This is a genomic window from Ruegeria sp. CDSC079 (assembly GCF_059610505.1).
In genome coordinates this window covers 178396-199329 of the sequence record NZ_JBXWNT010000005.1, presented here as the reverse complement: position 1 = coordinate 199329, position 20934 = coordinate 178396, and the positions used below count along the sequence as shown (strand labels likewise).

Sequence of the window (20934 nt, the reverse complement as noted above, 5' to 3'; positions counted from 1 at the left end):
CGCAGGCAGGGCAACGGCTTTTGCCTTATTGGTCTTTCACTCGCGGTGCGATCTGGTAAATGGCAATAGGACAGACGAGGGCAAGAGGGCAGTATGGCCGACCGTTTCCGTATCACTCTGGCGCAACTCAATCCCATTGTCGGGGATTTGGAAGGCAATGCGGCCAAGGCTTTTTCTGCGTGGGAGCAGGCGCGCGAGGCTGGTGCCCAACTTGTTGCTTTCCCCGAGATGTTCATCACCGGCTATAATACGCAGGACCTTGTGATCAAGCCCGCGTTCTACAAAGCCGCAATGAAAGCTGTTGAGGCGCTTGCGGAACGTTGCGCCGATGGACCTGCGATTGCGATCGGTGGGCCGTGGTTCGAAGATGACCGGCTGTATAACGCCTATCTCATCCTCAAGAACGGCAGGATCAGCAGTAAAGTGCTGAAACATCACCTGCCGAATGAGACAGTCTTTGACGAAGTGCGCCTGTATGATTCCGGCCCGCTGGGCGGTCCCTATTCGATTGGCAACTCTCGGATCGGCAGCCCAATCTGCGAGGACAGCTGGCATCCGGATGTTGCCGAGACGCTGGAGGAGACAGGAGCCGAGTTTCTGCTGATCCCCAACGGCTCGCCTTATTTCCGAAACAAATATGATGTGCGCCTGAACCATATGGTGGCGCGCGTGGTTGAGACCGGATTGCCGCTGATTTACCTGAACATGGTCGGAGGGCAGGACGATCAGGTCTTTGACGGGGCGACCTTCGGGTTGAATCCAGGCGGAGAACTGGCATTCCGAATGCCTGTGTTCGACGAAGCGATAGCGCATGTGGATCTTGAACGCGGCGATGCAGGTTGGCGCATAATTCCGGACGAGATTGTGCCGCAGCCAGATGCGTGGGAGCAGGACTATCGCGCGATGGTCCAGGCTCTGCGTGATTACATGGCCAAAACCGGGTTCAAAAAGGGTGTTCTGGGTCTCTCTGGCGGCGTTGATTCAGCCCTTGTCGCGGCAATAGCGGTGGATGCGATTGGCGCTGAAAATGTTCGCTGCGTGATGTTGCCGTCGGAATATACCAGCCAGGATTCTTTGGATGATGCCGAAGCGGTGGCTAAGTCGTTGGGTGTTCACTATGATTTCGTCCCTATTGCACAGGGGCGCGCGGCGATCACGGATACGCTTGCCCCATTGTTTGCCGGGCGAGACGAAGATCTGACCGAAGAAAACATCCAGTCCCGCCTGCGGGGGCTGTTGCTGATGGCCCTGTCGAACAAGTTCGGCGAGATGCTGCTGACCACAGGCAACAAATCCGAAGTCGCCGTTGGATATGCCACGATCTATGGGGATATGAACGGTGGTTATAATCCAATCAAAGACCTGTACAAAACCCGCGTGTTCGAGACCTGCCGCTGGCGCAATGCCAATCATCGCGGCTGGATGAAAGGCCCTGAGGGTGAGGTCATCCGACCCTCGGTCATCGACAAACCTCCTAGTGCCGAGTTGCGCGAAGACCAGAAGGACAGTGACAGCCTGCCGGATTATCCGGTTCTGGACGCCATTCTGGATATATTGGTTGATCAGGATGGGTCGATCGCGGATTGCGTGGCCGCCGGGTTCGAAGAAGCCGTTGCGCGCCGGATCGAACATTTGGTCTATATCAGCGAATACAAACGGTTTCAGTCCGCCCCGGGGACACGTTTGACCAAGCGGGCATTCTGGCTGGATCGCAGGTATCCTATCGTGAATCGTTGGCGCGACAGGACCTGACGCCTTACAGGAATCACCATTCTGACGCGAAAACTGTTTCCAATTTACGGGCAATAACCGCCTGCTTCTGGAACTGTTTTTATTTTTGAATACAGTGGCTTAGATTCTCTTGGGCGTTTCCGAGTCCCCCTTGATGCCCGGTCTTTTTTTTGCCACATTTTAGCTTGATTGTTGCCCCATGTGGGGCGGATGCGACGCATTGTGGGAAATAGGTGTTTATGAGCTTTCCCTTCGGTCTTTAGCGACGCGTCCGAAATTGGATGTCTGAGTTAACGATTTGGTGCCATTATGTACGATGAATACGATAAACCGCTTCATTCACCGCCAAAATGGCGGTCTATGCAATCCGAAGGTCGGTCTCTGGATGAGGCAAAGGTAGATGCTGCCATTGCCAATTTGTTGAATGAAGAGGTGCCCAAAGAGGAATCCACGACGGTGGGCCCCGGCGCGCAGTTTCTGGAAACAGAAGCCGAGGTGCCGGAAGGCGGTATCGCTACCTCTTTGCGTCAGAAACTGGCTGAATTGTGCGGCGCGGCCTGAAGTTTTCAAAATCCTGAATTAGATGCGCTGGCTTGCACGTTGGCCGAATGGTCACAGGCCTGCGCAATAGTCATTGACGCAAAGTTTCTTCTGTTGCGTCTGTCGTGATCCCGCGCCTTCATTGCGGTCCGTGCAATGAATTATGAGCGGTTGATGCCTGGCCCCAAGCCTAATGCTGTTGAACCCGATCTAAAGCTGCCAAAAGCCGTTGATGTTGTTGTCATTGGTGGAGGAATTATTGGGGCATCAACCGCCCTCGAACTGTCAGAGCGGGGAATGTCTGTCCTTCTGTGCGAAAAGGGACAAATTGCCTCCGAGCAGAGTTCACGGAACTGGGGATGGGTGCGTTTGGGTATGCGCGATCCTCGGGAAATCCCGCTGATGCAGGAATCACAGCGTATCTGGGCGCAGCTCGATCAACGCACCGGGCGCAAGACAGGTTTCACACAGGCCGGTATCCTGTTCGGCGCCTCTGGCAAGCGGGAACAGGGCAATCTTGAACGCTGGCTTCGCCATGTGGAGGGGTTGAATACTGGTGCAAGGATGGTGTCCGGGGCTCTGTTGGCGGAACTAATGCCAGACCATCGGACGGGGTTGAATTGCGCATTGTTTATGCCGCAAGACGGTAGAGCGGAACCGCAATGGGCTGCACCCGCAATCGCCGAAGCTGCACGTGACCGGGGGGCCCTGTTGATGACCAACTGCGCAGTGCGCAGTCTGGATACAGAGGCGGACCGTGTCGTCGGTGTCTTCACAGAACGCGGTCGCGTGGCCTGCGGCAATGTCGTACTGGCGGGCGGAGCGTGGTCGCGCTTGTTTGCAGGGAATGCCGGAGTTGATTTTCCACAACTGAAGGTGCTGAACACCGTATTCCGAACCTCTCCGGTTTCCGGTCCTGAGGCTGCCTTGTGGTCGGACGATTTTGCAATACGCAAGCGGGACGACGGAGGGTATACGATTGCGTCCGGGCACGAAAACACCGTTGATATCGTGCCGGATAGCCTTCGTCTGGCGTGGCAATTTCTTCCTGCGTTTCGTCAGGAGTGGCGGTCGCTGCGGTTTCGGGTGTCGAAGCGGTGGGCCGAAGAGGCGCGACAAGATCGGAGGTGGTTGCCCACGGATGTGACACCGTTCGAACTTTGCCGCACTCTGGATCCCGAACCATCGCGCCGGGTGTTGCGGCGGGCTTGGAAAAGCGCAATCACTGGCATTCCCGCGCTAAAGCAGGCTGAAATCGTTCAAAGCTGGGCAGGGATGATTGATGTAACGCCGGATGCGATCCCGATCATCTCGCACGTGGACCACAGGCCCGGCCTGTTCATCGCTACGGGTTTCTCGGGTCATGGGTTCGGAATCGGGCCCGGTGCCGGGCGGTTGATGGCTGATCTGGTCTCGGGCAATGCCCCCTGTGTTAATCCGGCCGTTTTCCGCCTGTCCCGCTTTGCGGACGGGTCGAAAATCCGGCCGGACCCGGGGTATTAGACGTTAACCCATCATCTGATAGCTGACCGGGACAAACCTGAACCCATCGCCGCGCGTCTCGACGTAACCGGCTGCGGGGAAGGGCATGTGATATCCGATCATCGGGATTTTGTCTGCTGCCAGCATCCCCAACACATTACGACGAGAAGCGGCGGCTGCGGCTTTGTCCATGTCGAACTTTACCTCCCACTCGGGACGAGCAAAAGACCACACATAGTGATTGGCCAGATCGGCCGTTAGAACCAGGCGTTGGCCATTGCTTTCCAGATGAAAGACTGTGTGTCCGGGTGTATGCCCGTGCGCTGAAACGGCCGTTATTCCGGAAAGAACCTGGCCACTATCCCCGACAAAGGTCATCTTTTCGGCCAACGGAGTAACTTTGGCAGCGACCAGGTCGCCGACCCGATTGCCGGAATCCTGTGCGGCCCAGAAGTCATACTCGGATGCTGCGGTGACATAGCGCGCATTCGGGAAGGTGGGCGCGTCATTTGTGGTCATGCCGCCAATATGGTCAGGGTGCATGTGGGTGATGACGACGACATCGATTTGATCCGGGCTCACGCCTGCATCTGCCAGTGCCGCCTGAATGCCGCCTTGCCCAAGGCCAGTATCAAACAGCACAAGTTCAGACCCGGTATTGACCAGCGTTGGTGTGAAAAAGAACTGGGCTTTATCGGCAGGAATAAAATTCTGGGCCGATACGTTTGCAAATTCCTCATCCGTGGCACCGCCGCCGAAAATCTCTTTGGCGCCATCGCGCGGCAGGCTGCCATCCAGCAGAGTTGTTACGGTGAAATCGCCCAGCTGGAACGATTTCGCGATGGTTGAATTCGCTTTGGTATCGCTTGCTGCAGCCAGGATGGGGGTAGCAGCTGATGCAAAAGGCAAGGCTGCCGCCGCGCCCAGTGCGGCCCTACGAGTTAGTGTAACGGTCATTTTGAGATCTCCCTGTGTGTGCCAGCACTTTGAAGATAGGGTATCGCCCGAGGATTGCCACCTGACGTTGGCGTGAACCGGTGCGGTGGCTGGACAATTTGCCCATCCTGTGAGAAGAGCCGCGCCAACAGGAGACTCCTATGACAACCACCCGTTTCGCCCCGTCACCCACCGGTTACATCCATGTGGGCAACCTGCGCACAGCTCTGATGAACTACCTGATTGCCCGCAAGGCTGGCGGCACCTTCATCCTGCGTATCGACGACACAGACCCCGAGCGATCGAAAGAAGAATATGTCGATGCCATCAAGCAGGACCTCGAGTGGTTGGGCCTGCATTGGGACCGGGTCGAACGACAGTCCGAGCGTCTGGACCGCTATGCCGAGGCAGCCGACAAGCTGCGCGAGATGGGTCGTTTCTATGAGGCTTTCGAAACCCCGACCGAGCTGGACCTCAAGCGCAAGAAGCAGCTGAATATGGGCAAGCCGCCGGTTTATGACCGCGCAGCATTGAACCTTAACGACGCCGAGAAAGACGCGCTGCGGGCAGAACGTGGCAACGGAGTCTGGCGCTTTAGGCTGGATCATGAACGGATCGAGTGGACCGACGGCATTCTGGGCGATATTTCGATTGATGCGGCCTCGGTCTCTGACCCGGTTCTGATCCGGGGCGACGGTCAAGTTCTGTACACGATTGCGTCGGTGGTCGATGATACCGAAATGGGTGTGACCGATGTGGTGCGTGGCTCGGACCATGTGACCAATACCGCGACGCAGATTCAGATCATCCAAGCGCTGAGTGGTACTTGCCCGCGTTTTGCACATCATTCTCTGCTGACCGGCCCCCAGGGCGAGGCGCTGTCTAAGCGACTGGGCACGCTGGCTCTGCGTGATCTGCGCGAGCAGGGCGTACAGCCGTTAGCATTGCTCAGCTTGATGGCGCGTCTGGGCTCATCCGACCCGGTTGAGTTGCGGACAGAGATGGCCGAGCTGATCGATGGATTTGACATTGGTCGTTTTGGTGCCGCACCGACCAAGTTTGACGTTCAGGACCTGTTTCCGTTGACGGCAAAACACCTGCAATCTTTGTCATTGGCCGACGTTGCGGATGCTGTGGCAGATGCGGGCGTACCGGCCGAACTGGCCGAACCGTTCTGGGCCATGGCCCGCGAGAACATCACCACTCTGGCAGACCTGAAAGGGTGGTGGGAGCTGTGCCGTAACGGTGCCGAACCTCTGATTGCCGATGAAGACCGAGAGTTCATCACCGAGGCCGTGGCGTTGTTGCCAGAAGGCCCGTTCGACGGCGAGACATGGGGGCAGTGGACCAGCGCGGTGAAAGACGCGACAGGCCGCAAGGGCAAGAGTCTGTTCATGCCTTTACGCAAGGCACTGACAGGGATGGAGCGCGGCCCCGAGATGGCAACCCTGTTGCCCCTTTTGCAGGTGATCCGCGCGCGCGGCTGATCTTAGTGCCTTAGATTGTGATAAGACGTGGTCTCCTGGCCGCGCCTTTTTTCTATAAGGTCTTTACGATCTGGGCTGCTATTCGCTTCAGCCGATCATCCACAAAACAAGTCTCATCCGGTTTCAATGCCTGGTGGCGCGGATACCGCGGCTCTGCCCGGTCATTCAGGATCGGGGCGTCCCAGCCATCAGTGGTGGCAAAAAAGCGATCGGCGCCCTCGGACCCGAACGCACGCAAATAGCCTTGCACAACCACGTCGATATAGCTCATCAGCAGGGGGTGGCGCCGGCTGGCCGCGGATTGACGGTCATCAGGTACGGCATAAACAGCGATCTCAACCTCGTGTGGCAGAGAATGGGTGACGGCCTTAGTCGCTGGAACGCGGTCGTAGGCCCACTCACGTTGATCCAGCGCGTCCCAGTCATTGCCTGGGACATGGGCAATCATGCCGTCGATTTCAGAAGTGGGATCCGGAATGGCGGTCAAGAAAGCGACCGGGCGCAAATCGGTATGCCGCCAGGCCCGCCGCCATCCCTTCAACTGCGCGGGATGCGGGTCGGGGAAATCGTGGGTCGCGAGATTCACGAGGCTGCCGTAGCCAAAGAAATAGGGGTCTGCCATGCGGGATCACTTCTGACCGGGAATTGATGTATGTCAAACCGCTTTTTTGCCCAACATGCAATAAGGCAGCATGTTGAACTTAGGGAGGCAAACATGCGGATAACCAAGCGGACAAATATTGCTGTGCGCCTACTGATGTATTGTGCAGCAAATCCAGACAGGTTGGTGACCAAATCCGAGATCGCAAAGACCTGCAATATCTCGGAAAACCACTTGGCGCAGGTGATCAACCAACTCAGCCAGTTAGATTATCTGAGCACTCATCGCGGTCGCAATGGTGGTATGGTACTCGCTAGATCTGCTGATCAGATACGGATCGGTTCGGTTTTTCGACATATCGAGGGCGACTTGCCGATTGCCGAGTGCTTTGCGGATGCCGACAATACATGCCCGCTCACCAACGCCTGCCGGCTGCGCCTTGCGCTGCGGGACGCGGCCGAGGTCTTTTATGCCTCGCTGGACGAAATCACGCTGGATTCGCTGGTGTGTGACAATGCAAATCTGCTGACGATTTTGCAGCCCGTCGCCTGCGTCCGATAAACTCAGTCGCTGGCGCGCAAGATGCGCGCCGGGCGAACGGCAAGGGGTTTCAAGGCAAAGATCAACCCCGCGCCCAGAGTGACGATGATCCCGGCCAATACGATGCCGATGGCAGATGGCCAGATGACGTCAAAGCTGGTGTCGAAAATATATGTCGCAACCGCCCAGCCGCCGAGGATGCCCACCATCAGGGCTACAATTCCAGCGGCAGACCCCAGCAGAACAGCCCGAAGGGCAAAGCTGATCAATATGCGCCGCCGGTCGGCGCCGATGGTTTTCAGGACTGCGGCCTCGTACCGCCGGGCGGGTTCACCCGCTGCCGCGGCGCCGATCAGAACCAGAAAGCCGGTTAGCAGCGATACACCAGCCCCATAAGACGTCGCAGCGGCCAACCCGGCCAGCAGACCCGAGACCCGGTCAATCGCATCGCGGACACGGATTGCGGTGATATTGGGGAATTTACCCGCCAGATCACGAAGGATCGCGGCTTCGGCCTGCTCTTCGGCATAGACGGTGGCAATGAAGCTATGCGGTGCGCCGGCCAGGGCCGACGGATTCATGGACATGATGAAACCCATCCCGGCGGTCGAGAAATCCACCTCGCGCAACGAGGTGAGCTCTGCGGTGATGTCGCGCCCCAATATGTTGATGGTCAGTTGGTCACCCAGCTTCAGGCCCATCTCTTCGGCCTCTTCAGCGGCAAAGCTGACCTGAGGCGTTCCGGAATAGTCTTCGGACCACCATTCCCCGGCGGTGACCCGTGCGTTCGAGGGCGGGGCGTCGGAATAGGTGACCCCGCGGTCGCCTTCCAGTACCCAGTGGTCCCCGGCGACCTCAATCGCGGGCTGCCCGTTAATCTGCGTGATGATCCCGCGCAGCATGGGCGCGCTTTGGATCCGGCTTACGGCAGGGTCGTTTTCCAGCCGTTCGGTAAAGCCAGGCATCTGCTCTTTCTGGATATCGACGAAGAAATAAGAAGGGGCGACATCGGGCAGGTTTCCTGAAATCGCGTTTCGCAGCGTGCCGTCGATCTGCCCGACTGCGGCCAGAACCGACAGGCCCAGCCCCAGCGACAGGACAACCGATGCGGCTCCTTCGCGTGGGTCGGAAATGGCTGACAGGGCCCATCGCAGGGGCGGATTCCCTCGGGCGGGTTTTGTGGTCAAGCGTGCCAGTTTGCGGATTGCCAGCGCCGCCACCGAAAGCAGAACCAACGCTCCGGCCAACCCGCCGCTGGTCCAAAGGGTTAGGCGCGCCGATCCGCTGAAAAAGGCAGCTGCGCCGATCAGCGCCGCAAGCCCGATGCCTGTCGCTAGGATGTATTTTGCACGGGGCAGGAAGCGCGCCGAAGACAGCGCATCGCGAAACAGGGTCGCGGCGCGGACTTCTTCAGTACGGGCAAGGGGCCAGAGTGTGAATAAAAAGGCGGTGAGCACGCCGTAAAGCGCGGCTTCAGCCAGAGGCTGCGGATAGAACGAGAACACTGCGGGCACAGGCAGGCGAGTTTCGATCAGCGGCGCAAGCAGCAGAGGCACCGATCCACCCAATATGATGCCCAGAAAAATGCCGATGCCAGAGAGAATACCGATCTGGATCAGATAAGTCTGAAACACGGTCGCCCGATCGGCACCCAAAGTACGCAAGGTAGCAATGGTTTCAGTCTTTTGCGCCAGATAGGCGCGCACCGCTGCAGATACGCCGATGCCGCCAACAGCCAGCCCGGATAGTCCAACCAGAACCAGAAAAGCGCTGAGCCGGGCAACAAATTCTGAAATGCCGGGGGCACCGTTCCGTGCATCGGTCCACCGCATTCCGCTGCCTTCAAGGGCTTCGCTTGCCTGCGCCGAAAGAGCTGTAAGATCAGACCCCGGCGGCAGATCCAGACGGTATTTGGTGGAAAACAGAGTACCCGGTGCCAATAATCCGGAATTCAGCAAGTCCTGTGTGCGGATCAGCGTGCGCGGACCCAATCCAAACCCGTCTGCCGCCCCGTCCGGTTCGTGGATCAGGGCTGCCATCAGGACAAATTCCTGAGTTCCAAGTGAAAACCGATCCCCAACCGATAGCTGAAGCCGGTCGATCAGAGCAGGAGCCATTACGGCACCGGGCGCCCCTTGCTGGCCTATAAAGGCGTCACGCAGGGGCATCTGAGGCTCTAGTATTGGCTTGCCCAACAATGGATAGGAGTCGTCAACGGATTTGACCTGCGTAAGCGCCCGCTGTGGGTCACTATTCTGCTGCGCGACTGCCATTGACCGAAAATCGACGACTTCGGAGATGGCTAAGGCCGCGTCGTTCATCCATGCACGCTCAGCCTCATCCGCAAAGCGATAGGTGAATTCCAGCTGTGCATCCCCGCCCAGCAGAGCCGCGCCTTCTTGCGTCAGTCCGGTTTGGATGGCGTGGCGGACCGAACCCACAGCGGCAATGGCAGCGACCCCAAGTGCAAGACAAGCCAGAAACACCCGAAAACCGCGCAGACCTCCGCGCAGTTCCCGCCGCGCCAGCCGCCCGGCCATCCGCAGGCTCATTCGGCAGCCTCTTGCCTTGTGTCATCGGCAATCCTTCCATCGCGCAGCCGGACAACACGGTCACATCTGCGCGCAAGGCTGTGGCTATGGGTCACCAGAACCAAAGTAGCACCATGCCTGTCGCGCAGGCCAAGCAGCAGATCAATGATGGCGGCTCCGTTTGTTTCGTCCAGATTGCCGGTAGGCTCATCCGCCAGCAGGATCTGTGGTCGCGGGGCAGAGGCACGGGCTAGCGCGACGCGCTGCTGCTCTCCACCGGAGAGCTGCGCCGGATAATGGTCGCGTCGATGCGTCAGCCCTACGGACTCCAATTCGGCCTCGGCCCGTTGAAAGGCATCTTTGTGACCGGCCAACTCCAGCGGTGTGGCCACGTTCTCAAGGGCAGTCATCGTGGGGATCAGGTGGAAATTCTGAAATACAACGCCCATGCTGTTGCGTCGGAACCGTGCGAGCTCGTCTTCGTTCATGCGGGTCAGATTTTGCCCGAGTGCGGTTACCTGGCCGCCCGTCGCCTGTTCCAGCCCGCCCATCAGCATCAGTAACGACGATTTTCCTGACCCGGACGGCCCAATCAGACCCAGTGTCTCGCCCTTGTGTACGGAAAGCGTGATGTCGTGCAGGATATCTACCTGACCGGCATTGCCATCCAGCGATAAAGCGGCATTTTCAAGCGATAGAACAGTTGCGATCATGGGTTGGTCCGAACCGAGGTAATCAAATGGGATATGGAGCAGTTGAGATGTTGCGCAAGGCTTTGATGCCGGTGCTTATCATGTGTTGCGGCTTTGCGGCCACAGCAGAAACCGTAGTGATTGCCGCTCTCGGGGATTCTTTGACTCAAGGGTACGGCCTGCCCGAGCAAGACGGATTTGTCCCGCAGCTGGGTCGTTGGTTGAAGGATCACGGGGCGGATGTGCGCCTGATCAATGCGGGTGTATCCGGGGACACCACCGCCGGAGGGGCGGCGCGTGTGGACTGGACACTGACGCCCGACGTGGATGGGATGATTGTCGCATTGGGCGGGAACGATCTGTTGCGAGGGCTTGATCCGGCAGTTGCACGCGCAAATCTTGAGACGATCTTGAAAGCAGCAGATGGCGCTGAGGTCGCCGTGTTGTTGGTCGGGATGCAGGCGCCGGGGAATTACGGCCCAGATTACAAAGCCGCATTTGATGCGATCTACCCCGATCTGGCGGATCGATATCAGACTGGATATGCGCCAAGTTTTTTCACAGGTTTGACTGCGGCAGGAAACCCCGAAGAAGTACGGGAACACATGCAGGCAGATGGCATCCATCCCAACGCCAGTGGTGTGGCCCTCATCGTTGAAGACCTTGGACCAAAGGTTTTGGAACTTGTGAAATCAGCAGAAGATTGATCAGACGACCGTCACAACTGTTCCAATCGGCACCCGCTGGTACAGGTCGATGACATGCGTGTTCAGCATGCGTATACATCCGTTCGAGGCCGCACGGCCTATGGTCTGCGGCTGAGTGGTCCCGTGAATTCGGAAATAAGTGTCAACGCCGTTCTGGAACAGATAAAGCGCCCGTGCACCTAACGGATTGCCGTCACCGCCAGGCTGTACATAGTCGTTATCCTTGAAACGAGCATATGTAATTGGCTCACGCTCGATCATTTCATTGGTGGGGCGCCAGGTGGGCCACTCCTTTTTGACGTCTATGGTCGCTGTTCCGGTGAACTCCAGCCCGGCTTTGCCCACCCCGCACCCGTAACGGATTGCCTTGCGAGGTTCTGTTACGAAGTACAGATAGAACGAGCGTGGAACCACCAGAAGCTGGCCTGGCAGGAATTGCTTTTTGATTCGAACAAATTGAGGAGTGGGGTCGTATTCGACGGCTTTCTTTGCCGACGCGGCGGTCGAAACAAGGCTTGCTGCTGCTGTTGCAGTCAGGAATGTACGGCGTGTCAACATATCAGCTCTCTTCAATACAACAGAAAAATCATGACCATAGTGTCCGGATGATATCCGATCCGGTCAATCGTCGGGGAAGAGTAACTGAATTGTGATGTAATCGCCGGGACACACTTTTACAGGTGGTCGATCAGGCGCAAATAGAAAAGGGCAGAGGAAAACCCTGCCCTTACAGCGGCTTACGCCAGCTGGATGTCGTCGGCGCTTTCGCGACCGTCACGACCCGAGCGCAGCTCGTATGTGACTTTCTGGTTGTCGGCCAGACCGGTCAGGCCCGAGCGTTCGACGGCCGAGATGTGAACGAAGATGTCTTTGCCGCCATCTTCGGGTGCAATAAAGCCGTAGCCTTTGGTGGTGTTGAACCATTTTACGGTGCCTGAAGGCATATCCGTGTTCTCCTTATCTAGTGCTGCCCACGGAGTTGCGACAGCCTGGCGTCGTCGTCTGTATCGATAGACTGAACGCCGTAGAAGGAGACAGTGGGTCGAAATAGAAAAACGGTAGCACTCTGAGTATGCCAGTTCAGACGAGATGTGACAAGCCGGATTTGCAATCCTGAACAACTGAAACTAGCGCCAGGCATCAGAATCTACGCATCAGAATATCCTGAAACAATCTATACAATGTATGTGGTTAGCTGAATTTTTTTGGATTCGCGAGCGCCCGGAAGAACGTCACGCGCCAGACCGTCCGAGGATCACTTTGCGAGCGGCAATTTGCCCACGATCTCGTTCATTTCGGGCGAGGCCACAAAACATCTGGGAAGCTGGGAAATCACTTCGTCAATCGGATCGTAGATTTGGCTCGCGGCCTTTCGCAGATCTTCCGGAATATCTTTTTCAGCCCGTTCACGCCGCGGAGCCGGTACAAATTTCAATCCGGTAAATTCAGAGATTTCGTCCTGATATTCCCACAACGCATCGTAGTGAACGCACAATACCGGGATGTCGTCATAAGTGACCCATTCCTTGATCTGCCGTGCCTGTTGCAGCACATCACGTTCGAAAAGCTCGTCATATGTGCCCGTCGCATGCAGATTGTAGAAGTGCTTTTTTATCCACTCAGGGCCATAGCCTTCCATCGCTGTGTAGACTGAAAAGGTAGAGTCCTTTGTCGAGCCAAAGCAAAAGACGACTCGGGTATCTTTTGACCAGTTTGACAAAACCTGCGGAAAATCATGCGTCTTGTAAAGAAACGGCGCCTGGAAGGTGGCGTCGTCCAACCGAGACACGAAACTGGCCTGACCCGAGAGGTTTGGGTCCAGCCTTTCCAGTGCATCGCGCGGCGCATGGTAGGTCATGGTGCTGCCCGACCGGCCATTGCTTGCGACGATCACACAGTAATCTGTCTTGTACATTTGCCGGATGCGCTTGCGCAGCGGTGCGCTGATTTTCAGCGCGCTACGTTGCCATTTTTCCAACCGTCTTTTGAGCTTCCGTCTCATCGCGCAAACTTCTTATGCTTCAACCGCTTCGGCTCCAGCGCGTCTGGTCCCAGACGGCGTTTCTTGTCCTCTTCGTAATCCTCGAAGTTGCCCTCGAACCATTCGACATGGGCATCACCCTCAAACGCCAGAATATGCGTGCAGATCCGGTCGAGGAAGAAACGGTCGTGGCTGATGACCACGGCGCAGCCGGCGAAATCGACCAGCGCGTCTTCCAGCGCGCGCAGGGTTTCGACGTCCAGATCGTTGGTCGGTTCGTCAAGCAGCAGGACGTTGCCGCCCTCTTTCAGCAGGCGGGCCATGTGGACGCGGTTGCGCTCACCGCCTGACAGCAGAGAGACCTTCTTCTGCTGGTCACCGCCCTTGAAGTTGAAGGAGGAGCAATAGGCGCGGGAATTGACCTGCGCGTCGCCCAGCTGGATGATCTCGGCGCCGCCGGTGATCGCCTCCCATACGGTGTCGTTGTCCTTCAGGTCATCGCGGGACTGGTCGACATAGGACAGTTCAACCGTGTCGCCAAGCGTGATGGTGCCTGCGTCGGGCTGCTCTTGACTAGTAAGCATCTTGAACAGGGTCGATTTACCGGCGCCGTTGGGCCCGATGACGCCGACAATTCCGCCGGGGGGCAGGGTAAAGTCGAGGTTCTCGATCAGTTGCTTATCGCCCATGTGTTTGGACAGGCCTTCGACCTCGATCACCTTACCGCCAAGGCGCTGGCCGTTGGGGATGACGATCTGTGCGCGGGTCAGCTTTTCGCGCTCGGACTGTTCCGCCAGATCGTTATAGGCGTTGATCCGGGCTTTGGATTTGGCCTGACGGGCCTTCTGGCCTTGGCGCATCCAGTCCAACTCGCGCTGCAGAGTCTTTTGCTTGGATTTGTCCTCGCGGGCTTCCTGCTCCAGCCTTTTGGCCTTTTGTTCCAGCCACGCGGAATAGTTGCCCTCGTAAGGCAGACCACGACCCCGGTCGAGTTCGAGGATCCAGCCGGTGATACTGTCGAGGAAATACCGGTCGTGAGTGACGATCAGGATGGTGCCCTTGTAGTCTATCAGGTGCTGTTGCAGCCAGGCGATTGTTTCGGCATCCAGGTGGTTGGTCGGCTCGTCGAGCAGCAGCATGTCGGGCGCTTCGAGCAGCAATTTGCACAGCGCGACGCGGCGTTTTTCACCGCCTGAGAGGTTGGCGATATTGGCATCATCCGGCGGGCAGCGCAGGGCCTCCATGCTGACGTCGATCTGGCTGTCGAGATCCCAGAGGTTCTGGCTGTCGATCTCGTCCTGCAGCTTGGCCATCTCATCCGCGGTTTCGTCTGAGTAGTTCATCGCCAATTCGTTATAGCGGTCGAGGATCGCCTTTTTCTCGGCTACGCCCAGCATGACGTTTTCGCGCACGCTGAGGGTTTCGTCCAGTTTCGGCTCTTGCGGCAGATAACCGACCTTGGCACCTTCGGCCGCCCAAGCCTCACCCGTGAAGTCTTTGTCGAGCCCCGCCATGATCTTCATCAGTGTCGATTTACCAGCACCGTTGACGCCGACGACACCGATTTTCACGCCGGGCAGGAAGCTCAGGTGGATGTTTTCAAAGCACTTCTTGCCACCGGGATAGGTCTTGGAGACACCCTGCATGTGGTAGACATATTGATAGGCGGCCATGGTGTGTCCTCTGGGTCGGAGAAATTTGGTTGGGCGGTGTGATAGCGGATGCGTGGGGTAGGGGCAATCGTGGATGAATGTGACACCACTATTTGATTTGCAGTGCGCTAGAGTCAAAAACCTCCAGATATTCTTCGCAGATTTCCGGCAGAAGGTTGTCGGGTATCACTAGCATGTTCGGACCGAATACCTCGTTGTAACCTGCAGCAGCCCTTAAGACACGAACCCATAGCTGAAGGTCACTTTGATCGAAACGAAAAACGTCTTGCAGGTCTTGTGGTGTTAGCTCGTTCAAGCTCATCATTTCATAAAGGCGGGGAGCGCAAACTTTCGCAATCGCTGCAGTTATCAGAATTTCGTTGGATATGTGTTGAGGTCTGTTCAGTGGGATCAACGCGAGAATCGACAAAACCCTTTGAACGGTCCTGGGAGTCATTGGCGCCGGGCCCTTGTATTGTACCAATAGAGTGCGAGCAGTTTTGTGAATGTGTATGGGTATCTGCATTTGGCCAGACGCGTGATCGAAATAGAGCAGATAGTCTTGAGTGCTCTGAATTCGGCGCGGCAGCCTTAGTACAATGGAATAGAATTTCTGGAGATATGTTGTCGCATCCACTTTGCTTCCATACCTAACGCGAACGCTGTTTTGAAGTTCGGACAAGTTTACGCCCAGAACGAAGTGAGTGCCCGATACGTTGAAGAAGTGTTTTATGATCTCTAGTAGCGAAAGCGCGTAATCAGGGCGGCAGCGGTCCAATTCGTCGATCACTACGACGAGTTTTCGTGTTGGTGTTCCTTCGCCGTCTGGCTGAGTCAAATCGATCAACGCTTGACGAAAACCTGCCATCGCGGCGCGTTTCCCGTCCTCCATTTTCCAGAATTCAGCCACTGCTCCGTTCAGTTCGCTTGAAATGGCGTTGATTGCAGCATCTACCAAATCGTCAGAATTGGCTACGAGGCCTGCTGAGCCTACGGAAACGCCCGCGCGAACAAATGCGCGTCCTAAGGCCGGGGCGACTTGTTTAGCTTTTGCCCATGCTTTCTGTGCTGGTTTGTCATTGGTTTTGTCGAATCGTTCAGCAATCGATCCGGTTACTGCGATCAGTGGGTCGTCCAGAAAATCATATTTGAACGCATCGAAATAGACGGTTTGGCTGGTGTTTCCTTCACGCTTCAAATGCTCGCCGACCCAGCGTTTCAGAAAGACCGATTTGCCAGACCCCCATTCTCCGTCCAAAGCAATCACCAGCGGATCGTCGATCCGTTCTAGCAACTCTGACAACTTGTCGCCCGTCGACTTGCGCGGAATTTTGTCTTCATCTGGAAACCCGTCCTCGTATAACTCGATTTTGGGTTCAGGTATCGTAATGCGAGACATGTTGGCTCCAATTCACAAATCAATCAGCGCTACTATTAGCGGTTGGGTCGGGAAGAGCCAGATTGCTAGAAGGGGGGAGGTGTGGATATCTCGGAATTTCTTATGTCCCTGAAAAATCTCATAGCGGGTTGGGCGCAGTCGGGGAGGATTGCGTGGATTGGCCTGCGGTCGGCGCGGAGGGTGGACATGGTCTCGGTCGACGAAGCCATGATTTTGGAACAAGGGCTGAAGGGCGATCATAGCCGTCCGGGAAAGCGGGCAGTGACATTGATCCAGCAGGAACATCTGTCTGCGATAGGCTCCTATCTCGGGCAGGGTCTGGTTGCGCCTGAAACCCTGCGACGCAATCTGGTGGTTTCGGGGGTCAATCTGGCGGCGCTCAAGGGGCGTGAGGTGCAGGTGGGCGAGGCTATCCTGCGTTTCACCGTGATCTGCGCACCGTGCAGCCGGATGGAGGAGGCGCTGGGCAAGGGTGGCTATTCCGCCGTTCGGGGTCATGGCGGTTGGTGCGCCGAGGTGGTGCGGCCCGGGCGGGTCAGGTTGGGCGACGCTGTGCAACCTGTTGATTGACAACCCCGCCGAGTTCTGAACATCAGCAAGAGATGCAGCGTAGCTCTATCCCATATGTACGGCCCGGGCAGGTCGTGGGGTTGTTCGGGGGGTCATTTGATCCGCCGCATAAGGGCCATGTGCATGTGACACTCGAGGCAATGAAGGCCTTTGGGCTGGATCGGGTTTGGTGGCTGGTCTCTCCGGGCAATCCGTTGAAAGAGCGCGGGCCTGCGCCATTGGCGCGGCGGGTGAAGGCAGCGCAAGCTGTGATGCAGCATCCACGTGTCGAGGTGACGGATATCGAGGCCCAGACCGGCACACGCGCCACGGCGGATACTGTCGCCGCCCTGCAGAAGCTTTATCCGCAGGTCAGGTTTGTCTGGCTGATGGGCGCGGATAACCTGGCGCAATTCCATAAGTGGCAGGATTGGCAGTCGATTATTGAATCCGTACCGATTGGCGTTGTTGCCCGTCCCGGAGACCGCATCTCTGCACGTATGTCCCCTGCGGCGCGTCGCTATGCCGACTACCGGATTGACGGGCAGGCGCGGCATTTACTCGGCCGGGCACAGGCCCCGGCGTGGTGTTTTGTGAATGTGCCGATGCTGGATGTCAGTTCGACCCAGTTGCGCATTCAGGGGGATTGGGGCAACAAGGTGTTGCCTGAATAGCCCCTGTGGGCCCATAATTCGGATCTCAGGTTGTTTGCCTGTGATCTCTGGGATTTTAATTGACCCATGATTGATCGTTATTCGCGACGAGGATTTATTGCTGGGCTGGGCGCGGCCCTGATCCCTGTAGCTGTTGTGGCCGAGGCCCCGCTGACGTCACTGCGGCCTCAGCTTCGTAATGAGCCGATCGTAGGTGTTGAGCGCTTGGTCGATGCCGCGAACCTGCGCGGCGAGGTCGCCTTTGCCGTAGCGGACGCCAATACAGGCGTAGTGCTTGAGACCTATGGTGGCGACCGGAGCCTTCCTCCGGCGAGCGTTGGCAAGGCTCTGACCGCGCTCTATGCGCTGAATGTGCTGGGTGCCGATTACAAGTTTGAGACTGCATTGGTCGCCGAGGGGCCAATAGAAAACGGCATATTGAACGGCGATCTTGTTCTTGTTGGCGGTGGTGATCCATTGCTGGATACGGATGCGCTGGCCACGATGGCGGCAAACTTGCGCGAGGCTGGAATCACCGAGGTTCGCGGCGCGTTCAAAGTTTATGATGGCGCGTTGCCTTACGTGTTCAGCATTGATCCGGGGCAGCCAGATCATTTGGGGTACAGCCCTGCGATCAGCGGCATTTCTCTGAATTTCAATCGCGTGCATTTCGAGTGGAAAAAGCAGGGCGCCAGCTATGACGTGACCATGGATGCCCGAAGCACGCGCTATACCCCTGCAGTGGAAGTGGCGTCCATGAAGGTCGAGGGCCGCAACCTGCCGATCTATACCTACGAACCCAGCGCCCGTCAGGACCGGTGGACTGTTGCCAAAGGCGCGTTAGGTAGCGATGGGGCGCGGTGGCTGCCTGTCCGCAAGCCCGCGCTTTATGCAGGTGACGTTTTCAGAACATTGGCCCGATCCAACGGAATTGTGCTGGGGCGGACGCAGGTCACGCGGCAGATGCCGAATGGAACGCCTTTGGTCATTCATCAAAGCGACCCGCTCAAGAGCATATTGCAGGGCATGCTGAAATACTCGACCAACCTCACTGCCGAGATGGTAGGGCTCGCTGCCTCGAGGGCGCGCGGTACGCGACCGCAGACTTTGGCGGAGTCAGCCGCCGAGATGAACAGATGGGCCACAGAGACCTATGGTGTGACCGGGGTTGCGATGGTCGATCATTCAGGGCTTGGGGGCGATTCACGCGTAGCGCCCGAGGATTTGGTGGTCGCGCTGCTGGCGGCGCAGAAAGCCGGAGACCTCCGGCCTTTGCTGAAGAAATTTACCCTTGCCGACAGTCAGGGGCGGCCGGTCAAGGATCATCCGATCAGAGTGAATGCGAAAACCGGAACCCTGAACTTTGTCTCGGGCCTGGGCGGGTTCATAACCTCACCGGATGGGGCAGAGCTGGCCTTTGCGATATTCACGGCCGACATAGAGCATCGCGCAACGATCCCCCGAGCGTATCGTGAACGGCCCGAAGGCGGGCGGAGCTGGAATAACAGGTCGCGCAAATTGCAGCGCGCACTGATCGAAAGGTGGGGGAAGCTGGCCGGCAGCAGCTGATGTCAGGTCGTGTGCCGTGCCCGCGCGCCGCGCTCGATGGCAGCGGCATGCAAACGGTCGATGTCCAACTCGTAACGGATTTCCTCGAGCAGCCGCAATTCGGATTCTGCCAGCGTACCATCTGCAGCCGCAACATCACATGCAAGCGCATAGGAGGTTTCGTTCAGGCGTTCGGGCAGGTTGTCGCGGATCAGTCCAAACAGGGCATCCAGACCATCTTCTTGTTCAAACAGATCGAAGACGATTTGGGAAACGCGATACATCCGGTCGATGTCATATTCTGCAAAGACAGGCAGCATGTTGACCGCGCCCTCGATCTTGACCAGCTCGGCGGTGCGGATGGTCTCATCTGATGCAGAGATCGCAACCATAATCGCCACGAGGCAATCTTGAGGAGACATCGGGTGTGGCACTTGGTTGGTCATAGGGGTGTCCTGATTGAACTGTTCTGATCCCGCACGATAGGTGGGGCAGGGAATAGGTTCAACGGATTTTGGAGCGATAGATCAAAGAATGGGCAAAGGGCCACGTGTTTTCGTCTGCCGCAGTACAAAATTGCTGCGAGTGTCGCGGACTAACCCCGATTTCAACAGCCTTTGCATGATGAACGCCTCAAGATCTTCGGGTGTTTTCGAATAGACTTTCAGAATGAAGTCATGATCCCCGGTGATTGAGGCGCACTCGACAATCTGAGCCTCGGTCTCAACCAGCCGCAAAAACGAAGTGATGCTGTCTTCCTGATGATCGCGCAGCGCAACATGAACATAGGCTATTGCGTTCAGGCCAACGGATTTGGCGGGCACACGAGCGGTATAGCCTGCCACAACCCCGGCAGCTTCGAGATCGCGAACCCGCCGCCAACATTGCGAGGCAGACAGGCCGGTACGATCCGCGAGCTCTTGCATAGACAGGCGGCCATCGGTCTGAAGCTCTTGCAGGATGGCGATATCCGCGTTTTGAAGTATATGCGTCATATTCTCAGCGTTAGTGAAATGTTTCGTTCATATTGTATGATTATGAAAAACATTCAAATGAAATTTTTCACGATGGCTGGCTATGCTATTTTCAGGAGGAGCTTCCATGCCAAAGTCGACAAAATACGTCGCCAAGGTGGCCAATGCCAATGGTCACATCACATATACCGACGAAGAGGATGCTGTCTGGGCTGATCTTTATGCCGCTCAGCAAGAGAACGTACAGCGCTATATGGCGCGTGATTATCTTGAGGGGCTGGACCGGCTGGAGCTTCCGAAAACCCGTGTTCCATCATGCGCTGATATTTCTGAGAGGCTTCTGGATATGACAGGCTGGAAAGTGCAGCCTGTACCCGCGCTGATCGGGTTCAAGACCTTCTTTGACATGTTGGCCGACCGGGTTTTCCCGGCGGCCTCGTTCATCCGGTCCCGCGAGGATTTCGATTACATCGAAGAGCCTGACATCTTTCATGAGATTTTCGGCCATACCCCACTGCTGAGCGATCCGCGATTTGCCGCCTTCAGCCACGCTATCGGATTGGCGGGGGTGCAGGCCGGTGAAAAAGACTATGCCTGGCTGATCCGGCTGTATTGGTTCTCGATCGAATTTGGCCTGCGGCGTCAGGATGGGGTGATCAAGGCGCTGGGATCGGGGCTTGCCTCATCCCCGACCGAACTTGTCTACGCGGTGGAAAGCGAAATACCCGACCGCGATCCCTTTGACGTTCTGACGATCCTGCGCACGCCCTACCGGATTGATATGCACCAGATGGGCTATTTCGTGCTGGACGACCCCGAGGAACTGTTTGCTGCCGCCGATCGGGATTTGCTGGCGGATGTGCATAAGGCGCAATCACTGGGCCTGTTGCCGAATAAGTTTCCCGAAAAGGCAACAGCGGCGGAGTAAGCT

21 protein-coding genes are annotated in these 20934 nt (G+C 57.0%); 10 read left to right on the top strand and 11 right to left on the bottom strand.

Going from position 1 to position 20934, the window contains the following annotated elements:
- Positions 1-93 precede the first annotated feature (93 nt).
- From AC2FIC_RS11190 to AC2FIC_RS11180, 3 genes are all read left to right on the top strand, one after another.
- A complete protein-coding gene (locus AC2FIC_RS11190; protein ID WP_496691761.1) occupies positions 94-1752 on the top strand; it encodes an NAD+ synthase in 1659 nt (552 codons plus the stop codon).
- Between the two features lie 288 nt (positions 1753-2040).
- Entirely contained in the window at positions 2041-2292 is a 252-nt protein-coding gene (locus AC2FIC_RS11185) for a hypothetical protein (RefSeq protein WP_496691760.1), read from the top strand.
- A 153-nt stretch (positions 2293-2445) separates the two neighbouring features.
- Positions 2446-3774, top strand: a complete 1329-nt coding sequence (locus AC2FIC_RS11180; protein ID WP_496691759.1) for an NAD(P)/FAD-dependent oxidoreductase — start codon at positions 2446-2448, stop codon at positions 3772-3774.
- Between the two features lie 3 nt (positions 3775-3777).
- Here AC2FIC_RS11180 and AC2FIC_RS11175 read toward each other — a convergent pair whose 3' ends face one another.
- On the bottom strand, positions 3778-4710 hold the full coding sequence (locus tag AC2FIC_RS11175) for an MBL fold metallo-hydrolase (protein ID WP_496691758.1): 933 nt from the start codon (positions 4708-4710) through the stop codon (positions 3778-3780).
- A gap of 140 nt (positions 4711-4850) precedes the next feature.
- Between AC2FIC_RS11175 and gltX the strand changes: the two genes are divergently transcribed.
- Positions 4851-6176, top strand: coding sequence for a glutamate--tRNA ligase (gltX, locus tag AC2FIC_RS11170; protein WP_496691757.1), 1326 nt, complete (start codon positions 4851-4853; stop codon positions 6174-6176).
- A 52-nt stretch (positions 6177-6228) separates the two neighbouring features.
- Here the strand turns inward: gltX and AC2FIC_RS11165 are convergent, their stop codons facing one another.
- Positions 6229-6798 (bottom strand): gamma-glutamylcyclotransferase family protein, encoded by a 570-nt coding sequence (locus tag AC2FIC_RS11165; protein WP_142635620.1) that lies wholly within the window; start codon positions 6796-6798, stop codon positions 6229-6231.
- A gap of 93 nt (positions 6799-6891) precedes the next feature.
- Between AC2FIC_RS11165 and AC2FIC_RS11160 the strand changes: the two genes are divergently transcribed.
- Positions 6892-7338, top strand: coding sequence for an RrF2 family transcriptional regulator (locus tag AC2FIC_RS11160; protein ID WP_496691756.1), 447 nt, complete (start codon positions 6892-6894; stop codon positions 7336-7338).
- 2 nt (positions 7339-7340) lie between these two features.
- Here the strand turns inward: AC2FIC_RS11160 and AC2FIC_RS11155 are convergent, their stop codons facing one another.
- Positions 7341-9869, bottom strand: a complete 2529-nt coding sequence (locus tag AC2FIC_RS11155; protein ID WP_496691755.1) for an ABC transporter permease — start codon at positions 9867-9869, stop codon at positions 7341-7343.
- Entirely contained in the window at positions 9866-10561 is a 696-nt protein-coding gene (locus tag AC2FIC_RS11150; protein ID WP_271948339.1) for an ABC transporter ATP-binding protein, read from the bottom strand. The genes AC2FIC_RS11155 and AC2FIC_RS11150 overlap by 4 nt, the downstream gene beginning before the upstream one ends.
- 26 nt (positions 10562-10587) lie before the next feature.
- Here AC2FIC_RS11150 and AC2FIC_RS11145 point away from each other — a divergent pair, with 26 nt between their 5' ends.
- On the top strand, positions 10588-11247 hold the full coding sequence (locus AC2FIC_RS11145; RefSeq protein WP_246097184.1) for an arylesterase: 660 nt from the start codon (positions 10588-10590) through the stop codon (positions 11245-11247).
- Here the strand turns inward: AC2FIC_RS11145 and AC2FIC_RS11140 are convergent, their stop codons facing one another.
- The 5 genes from AC2FIC_RS11140 to AC2FIC_RS11120 all read right to left on the bottom strand — a co-directional run bounded on the left by AC2FIC_RS11140 (position 11248) and on the right by AC2FIC_RS11120 (position 16279).
- A complete protein-coding gene (locus tag AC2FIC_RS11140; RefSeq protein ID WP_142635628.1) occupies positions 11248-11805 on the bottom strand; it encodes a L,D-transpeptidase in 558 nt (185 codons plus the stop codon).
- 179 nt (positions 11806-11984) lie between these two features.
- Positions 11985-12191, bottom strand: a complete 207-nt coding sequence (locus AC2FIC_RS11135; protein ID WP_142635630.1) for a cold-shock protein — start codon at positions 12189-12191, stop codon at positions 11985-11987.
- 311 nt (positions 12192-12502) lie between these two features.
- Positions 12503-13249 carry a hypothetical protein gene (locus AC2FIC_RS11130; protein WP_496691754.1) on the bottom strand — a complete coding sequence of 249 codons (747 nt, stop codon included), beginning with the start codon at positions 13247-13249 and terminating at the stop codon, positions 12503-12505.
- Positions 13246-14901, bottom strand: a complete 1656-nt coding sequence (ettA, locus tag AC2FIC_RS11125) for an energy-dependent translational throttle protein EttA (RefSeq protein WP_496691753.1) — start codon at positions 14899-14901, stop codon at positions 13246-13248. Before ettA ends, AC2FIC_RS11130 begins: the two co-directional genes overlap by 4 nt.
- A gap of 88 nt (positions 14902-14989) precedes the next feature.
- Positions 14990-16279, bottom strand: coding sequence for a KAP family P-loop NTPase fold protein (locus tag AC2FIC_RS11120; protein ID WP_496691752.1), 1290 nt, complete (start codon positions 16277-16279; stop codon positions 14990-14992).
- A 102-nt stretch (positions 16280-16381) separates the two neighbouring features.
- Here AC2FIC_RS11120 and AC2FIC_RS11115 point away from each other — a divergent pair, with 102 nt between their 5' ends.
- The 3 genes from AC2FIC_RS11115 (at position 16382) to dacB (ending at position 19050) form a co-directional block, all read left to right on the top strand.
- Positions 16382-16849: an MOSC domain-containing protein gene (locus tag AC2FIC_RS11115; protein ID WP_496691751.1), complete on the top strand. Its 468-nt coding sequence runs from the start codon at positions 16382-16384 to the stop codon at positions 16847-16849.
- Between the two features lie 32 nt (positions 16850-16881).
- Complete coding sequence (locus AC2FIC_RS11110) at positions 16882-17502, top strand: nicotinate-nucleotide adenylyltransferase (protein WP_496691750.1); 621 nt, start codon at positions 16882-16884, stop codon at positions 17500-17502.
- A gap of 66 nt (positions 17503-17568) precedes the next feature.
- Positions 17569-19050 carry a D-alanyl-D-alanine carboxypeptidase/D-alanyl-D-alanine endopeptidase gene (dacB, locus tag AC2FIC_RS11105; protein ID WP_496691749.1) on the top strand — a complete coding sequence of 494 codons (1482 nt, stop codon included), beginning with the start codon at positions 17569-17571 and terminating at the stop codon, positions 19048-19050.
- Between the two features lie 2 nt (positions 19051-19052).
- Here dacB and AC2FIC_RS11100 read toward each other — a convergent pair whose 3' ends face one another.
- Both AC2FIC_RS11100 and AC2FIC_RS11095 read right to left on the bottom strand, forming a co-directional pair.
- Positions 19053-19475 carry a tellurite resistance TerB family protein gene (locus AC2FIC_RS11100; RefSeq protein ID WP_142635642.1) on the bottom strand — a complete coding sequence of 141 codons (423 nt, stop codon included), beginning with the start codon at positions 19473-19475 and terminating at the stop codon, positions 19053-19055.
- Positions 19476-19556: 81 nt separating this feature from the next.
- Positions 19557-20024 carry an Lrp/AsnC family transcriptional regulator gene (locus tag AC2FIC_RS11095; protein WP_496691748.1) on the bottom strand — a complete coding sequence of 156 codons (468 nt, stop codon included), beginning with the start codon at positions 20022-20024 and terminating at the stop codon, positions 19557-19559.
- A gap of 106 nt (positions 20025-20130) precedes the next feature.
- Here AC2FIC_RS11095 and phhA point away from each other — a divergent pair, with 106 nt between their 5' ends.
- Positions 20131-20931, top strand: a complete 801-nt coding sequence (phhA, locus tag AC2FIC_RS11090; protein ID WP_496691747.1) for a phenylalanine 4-monooxygenase — start codon at positions 20131-20133, stop codon at positions 20929-20931.
- Positions 20932-20934 lie beyond the last annotated feature (3 nt).

Coding starts and splice junctions, on each gene's coding strand:
- AC2FIC_RS11115 (WP_496691751.1), top strand. CDS start 16,382: ATGTCCCTGAAAAATCTCATAGCGGGTTGGGCGCAGTCGGGGAGGATT.
- AC2FIC_RS11095 (WP_496691748.1), bottom strand. CDS start 20,024: ATGACGCATATACTTCAAAACGCGGATATCGCCATCCTGCAAGAGCTT.
- AC2FIC_RS11160 (WP_496691756.1), top strand. CDS start 6,892: ATGCGGATAACCAAGCGGACAAATATTGCTGTGCGCCTACTGATGTAT.
- AC2FIC_RS11180 (WP_496691759.1), top strand. CDS start 2,446: ATGCCTGGCCCCAAGCCTAATGCTGTTGAACCCGATCTAAAGCTGCCA.
- gltX (WP_496691757.1), top strand. CDS start 4,851: ATGACAACCACCCGTTTCGCCCCGTCACCCACCGGTTACATCCATGTG.
- AC2FIC_RS11175 (WP_496691758.1), bottom strand. CDS start 4,710: ATGACCGTTACACTAACTCGTAGGGCCGCACTGGGCGCGGCGGCAGCC.
- dacB (WP_496691749.1), top strand. CDS start 17,569: ATGATTGATCGTTATTCGCGACGAGGATTTATTGCTGGGCTGGGCGCG.
- AC2FIC_RS11120 (WP_496691752.1), bottom strand. CDS start 16,279: ATGTCTCGCATTACGATACCTGAACCCAAAATCGAGTTATACGAGGAC.
- AC2FIC_RS11150 (WP_271948339.1), bottom strand. CDS start 10,561: ATGATCGCAACTGTTCTATCGCTTGAAAATGCCGCTTTATCGCTGGAT.
- AC2FIC_RS11110 (WP_496691750.1), top strand. CDS start 16,882: ATGCAGCGTAGCTCTATCCCATATGTACGGCCCGGGCAGGTCGTGGGG.
- ettA (WP_496691753.1), bottom strand. CDS start 14,901: ATGGCCGCCTATCAATATGTCTACCACATGCAGGGTGTCTCCAAGACC.
- AC2FIC_RS11135 (WP_142635630.1), bottom strand. CDS start 12,191: ATGCCTTCAGGCACCGTAAAATGGTTCAACACCACCAAAGGCTACGGC.
- phhA (WP_496691747.1), top strand. CDS start 20,131: ATGCCAAAGTCGACAAAATACGTCGCCAAGGTGGCCAATGCCAATGGT.
- AC2FIC_RS11185 (WP_496691760.1), top strand. CDS start 2,041: ATGTACGATGAATACGATAAACCGCTTCATTCACCGCCAAAATGGCGG.
- AC2FIC_RS11145 (WP_246097184.1), top strand. CDS start 10,588: ATGGGATATGGAGCAGTTGAGATGTTGCGCAAGGCTTTGATGCCGGTG.
- AC2FIC_RS11140 (WP_142635628.1), bottom strand. CDS start 11,805: ATGTTGACACGCCGTACATTCCTGACTGCAACAGCAGCAGCAAGCCTT.
- AC2FIC_RS11165 (WP_142635620.1), bottom strand. CDS start 6,798: ATGGCAGACCCCTATTTCTTTGGCTACGGCAGCCTCGTGAATCTCGCG.
- AC2FIC_RS11130 (WP_496691754.1), bottom strand. CDS start 13,249: ATGAGACGGAAGCTCAAAAGACGGTTGGAAAAATGGCAACGTAGCGCG.
- AC2FIC_RS11190 (WP_496691761.1), top strand. CDS start 94: ATGGCCGACCGTTTCCGTATCACTCTGGCGCAACTCAATCCCATTGTC.
- AC2FIC_RS11155 (WP_496691755.1), bottom strand. CDS start 9,869: ATGAGCCTGCGGATGGCCGGGCGGCTGGCGCGGCGGGAACTGCGCGGA.
- AC2FIC_RS11100 (WP_142635642.1), bottom strand. CDS start 19,475: ATGACCAACCAAGTGCCACACCCGATGTCTCCTCAAGATTGCCTCGTG.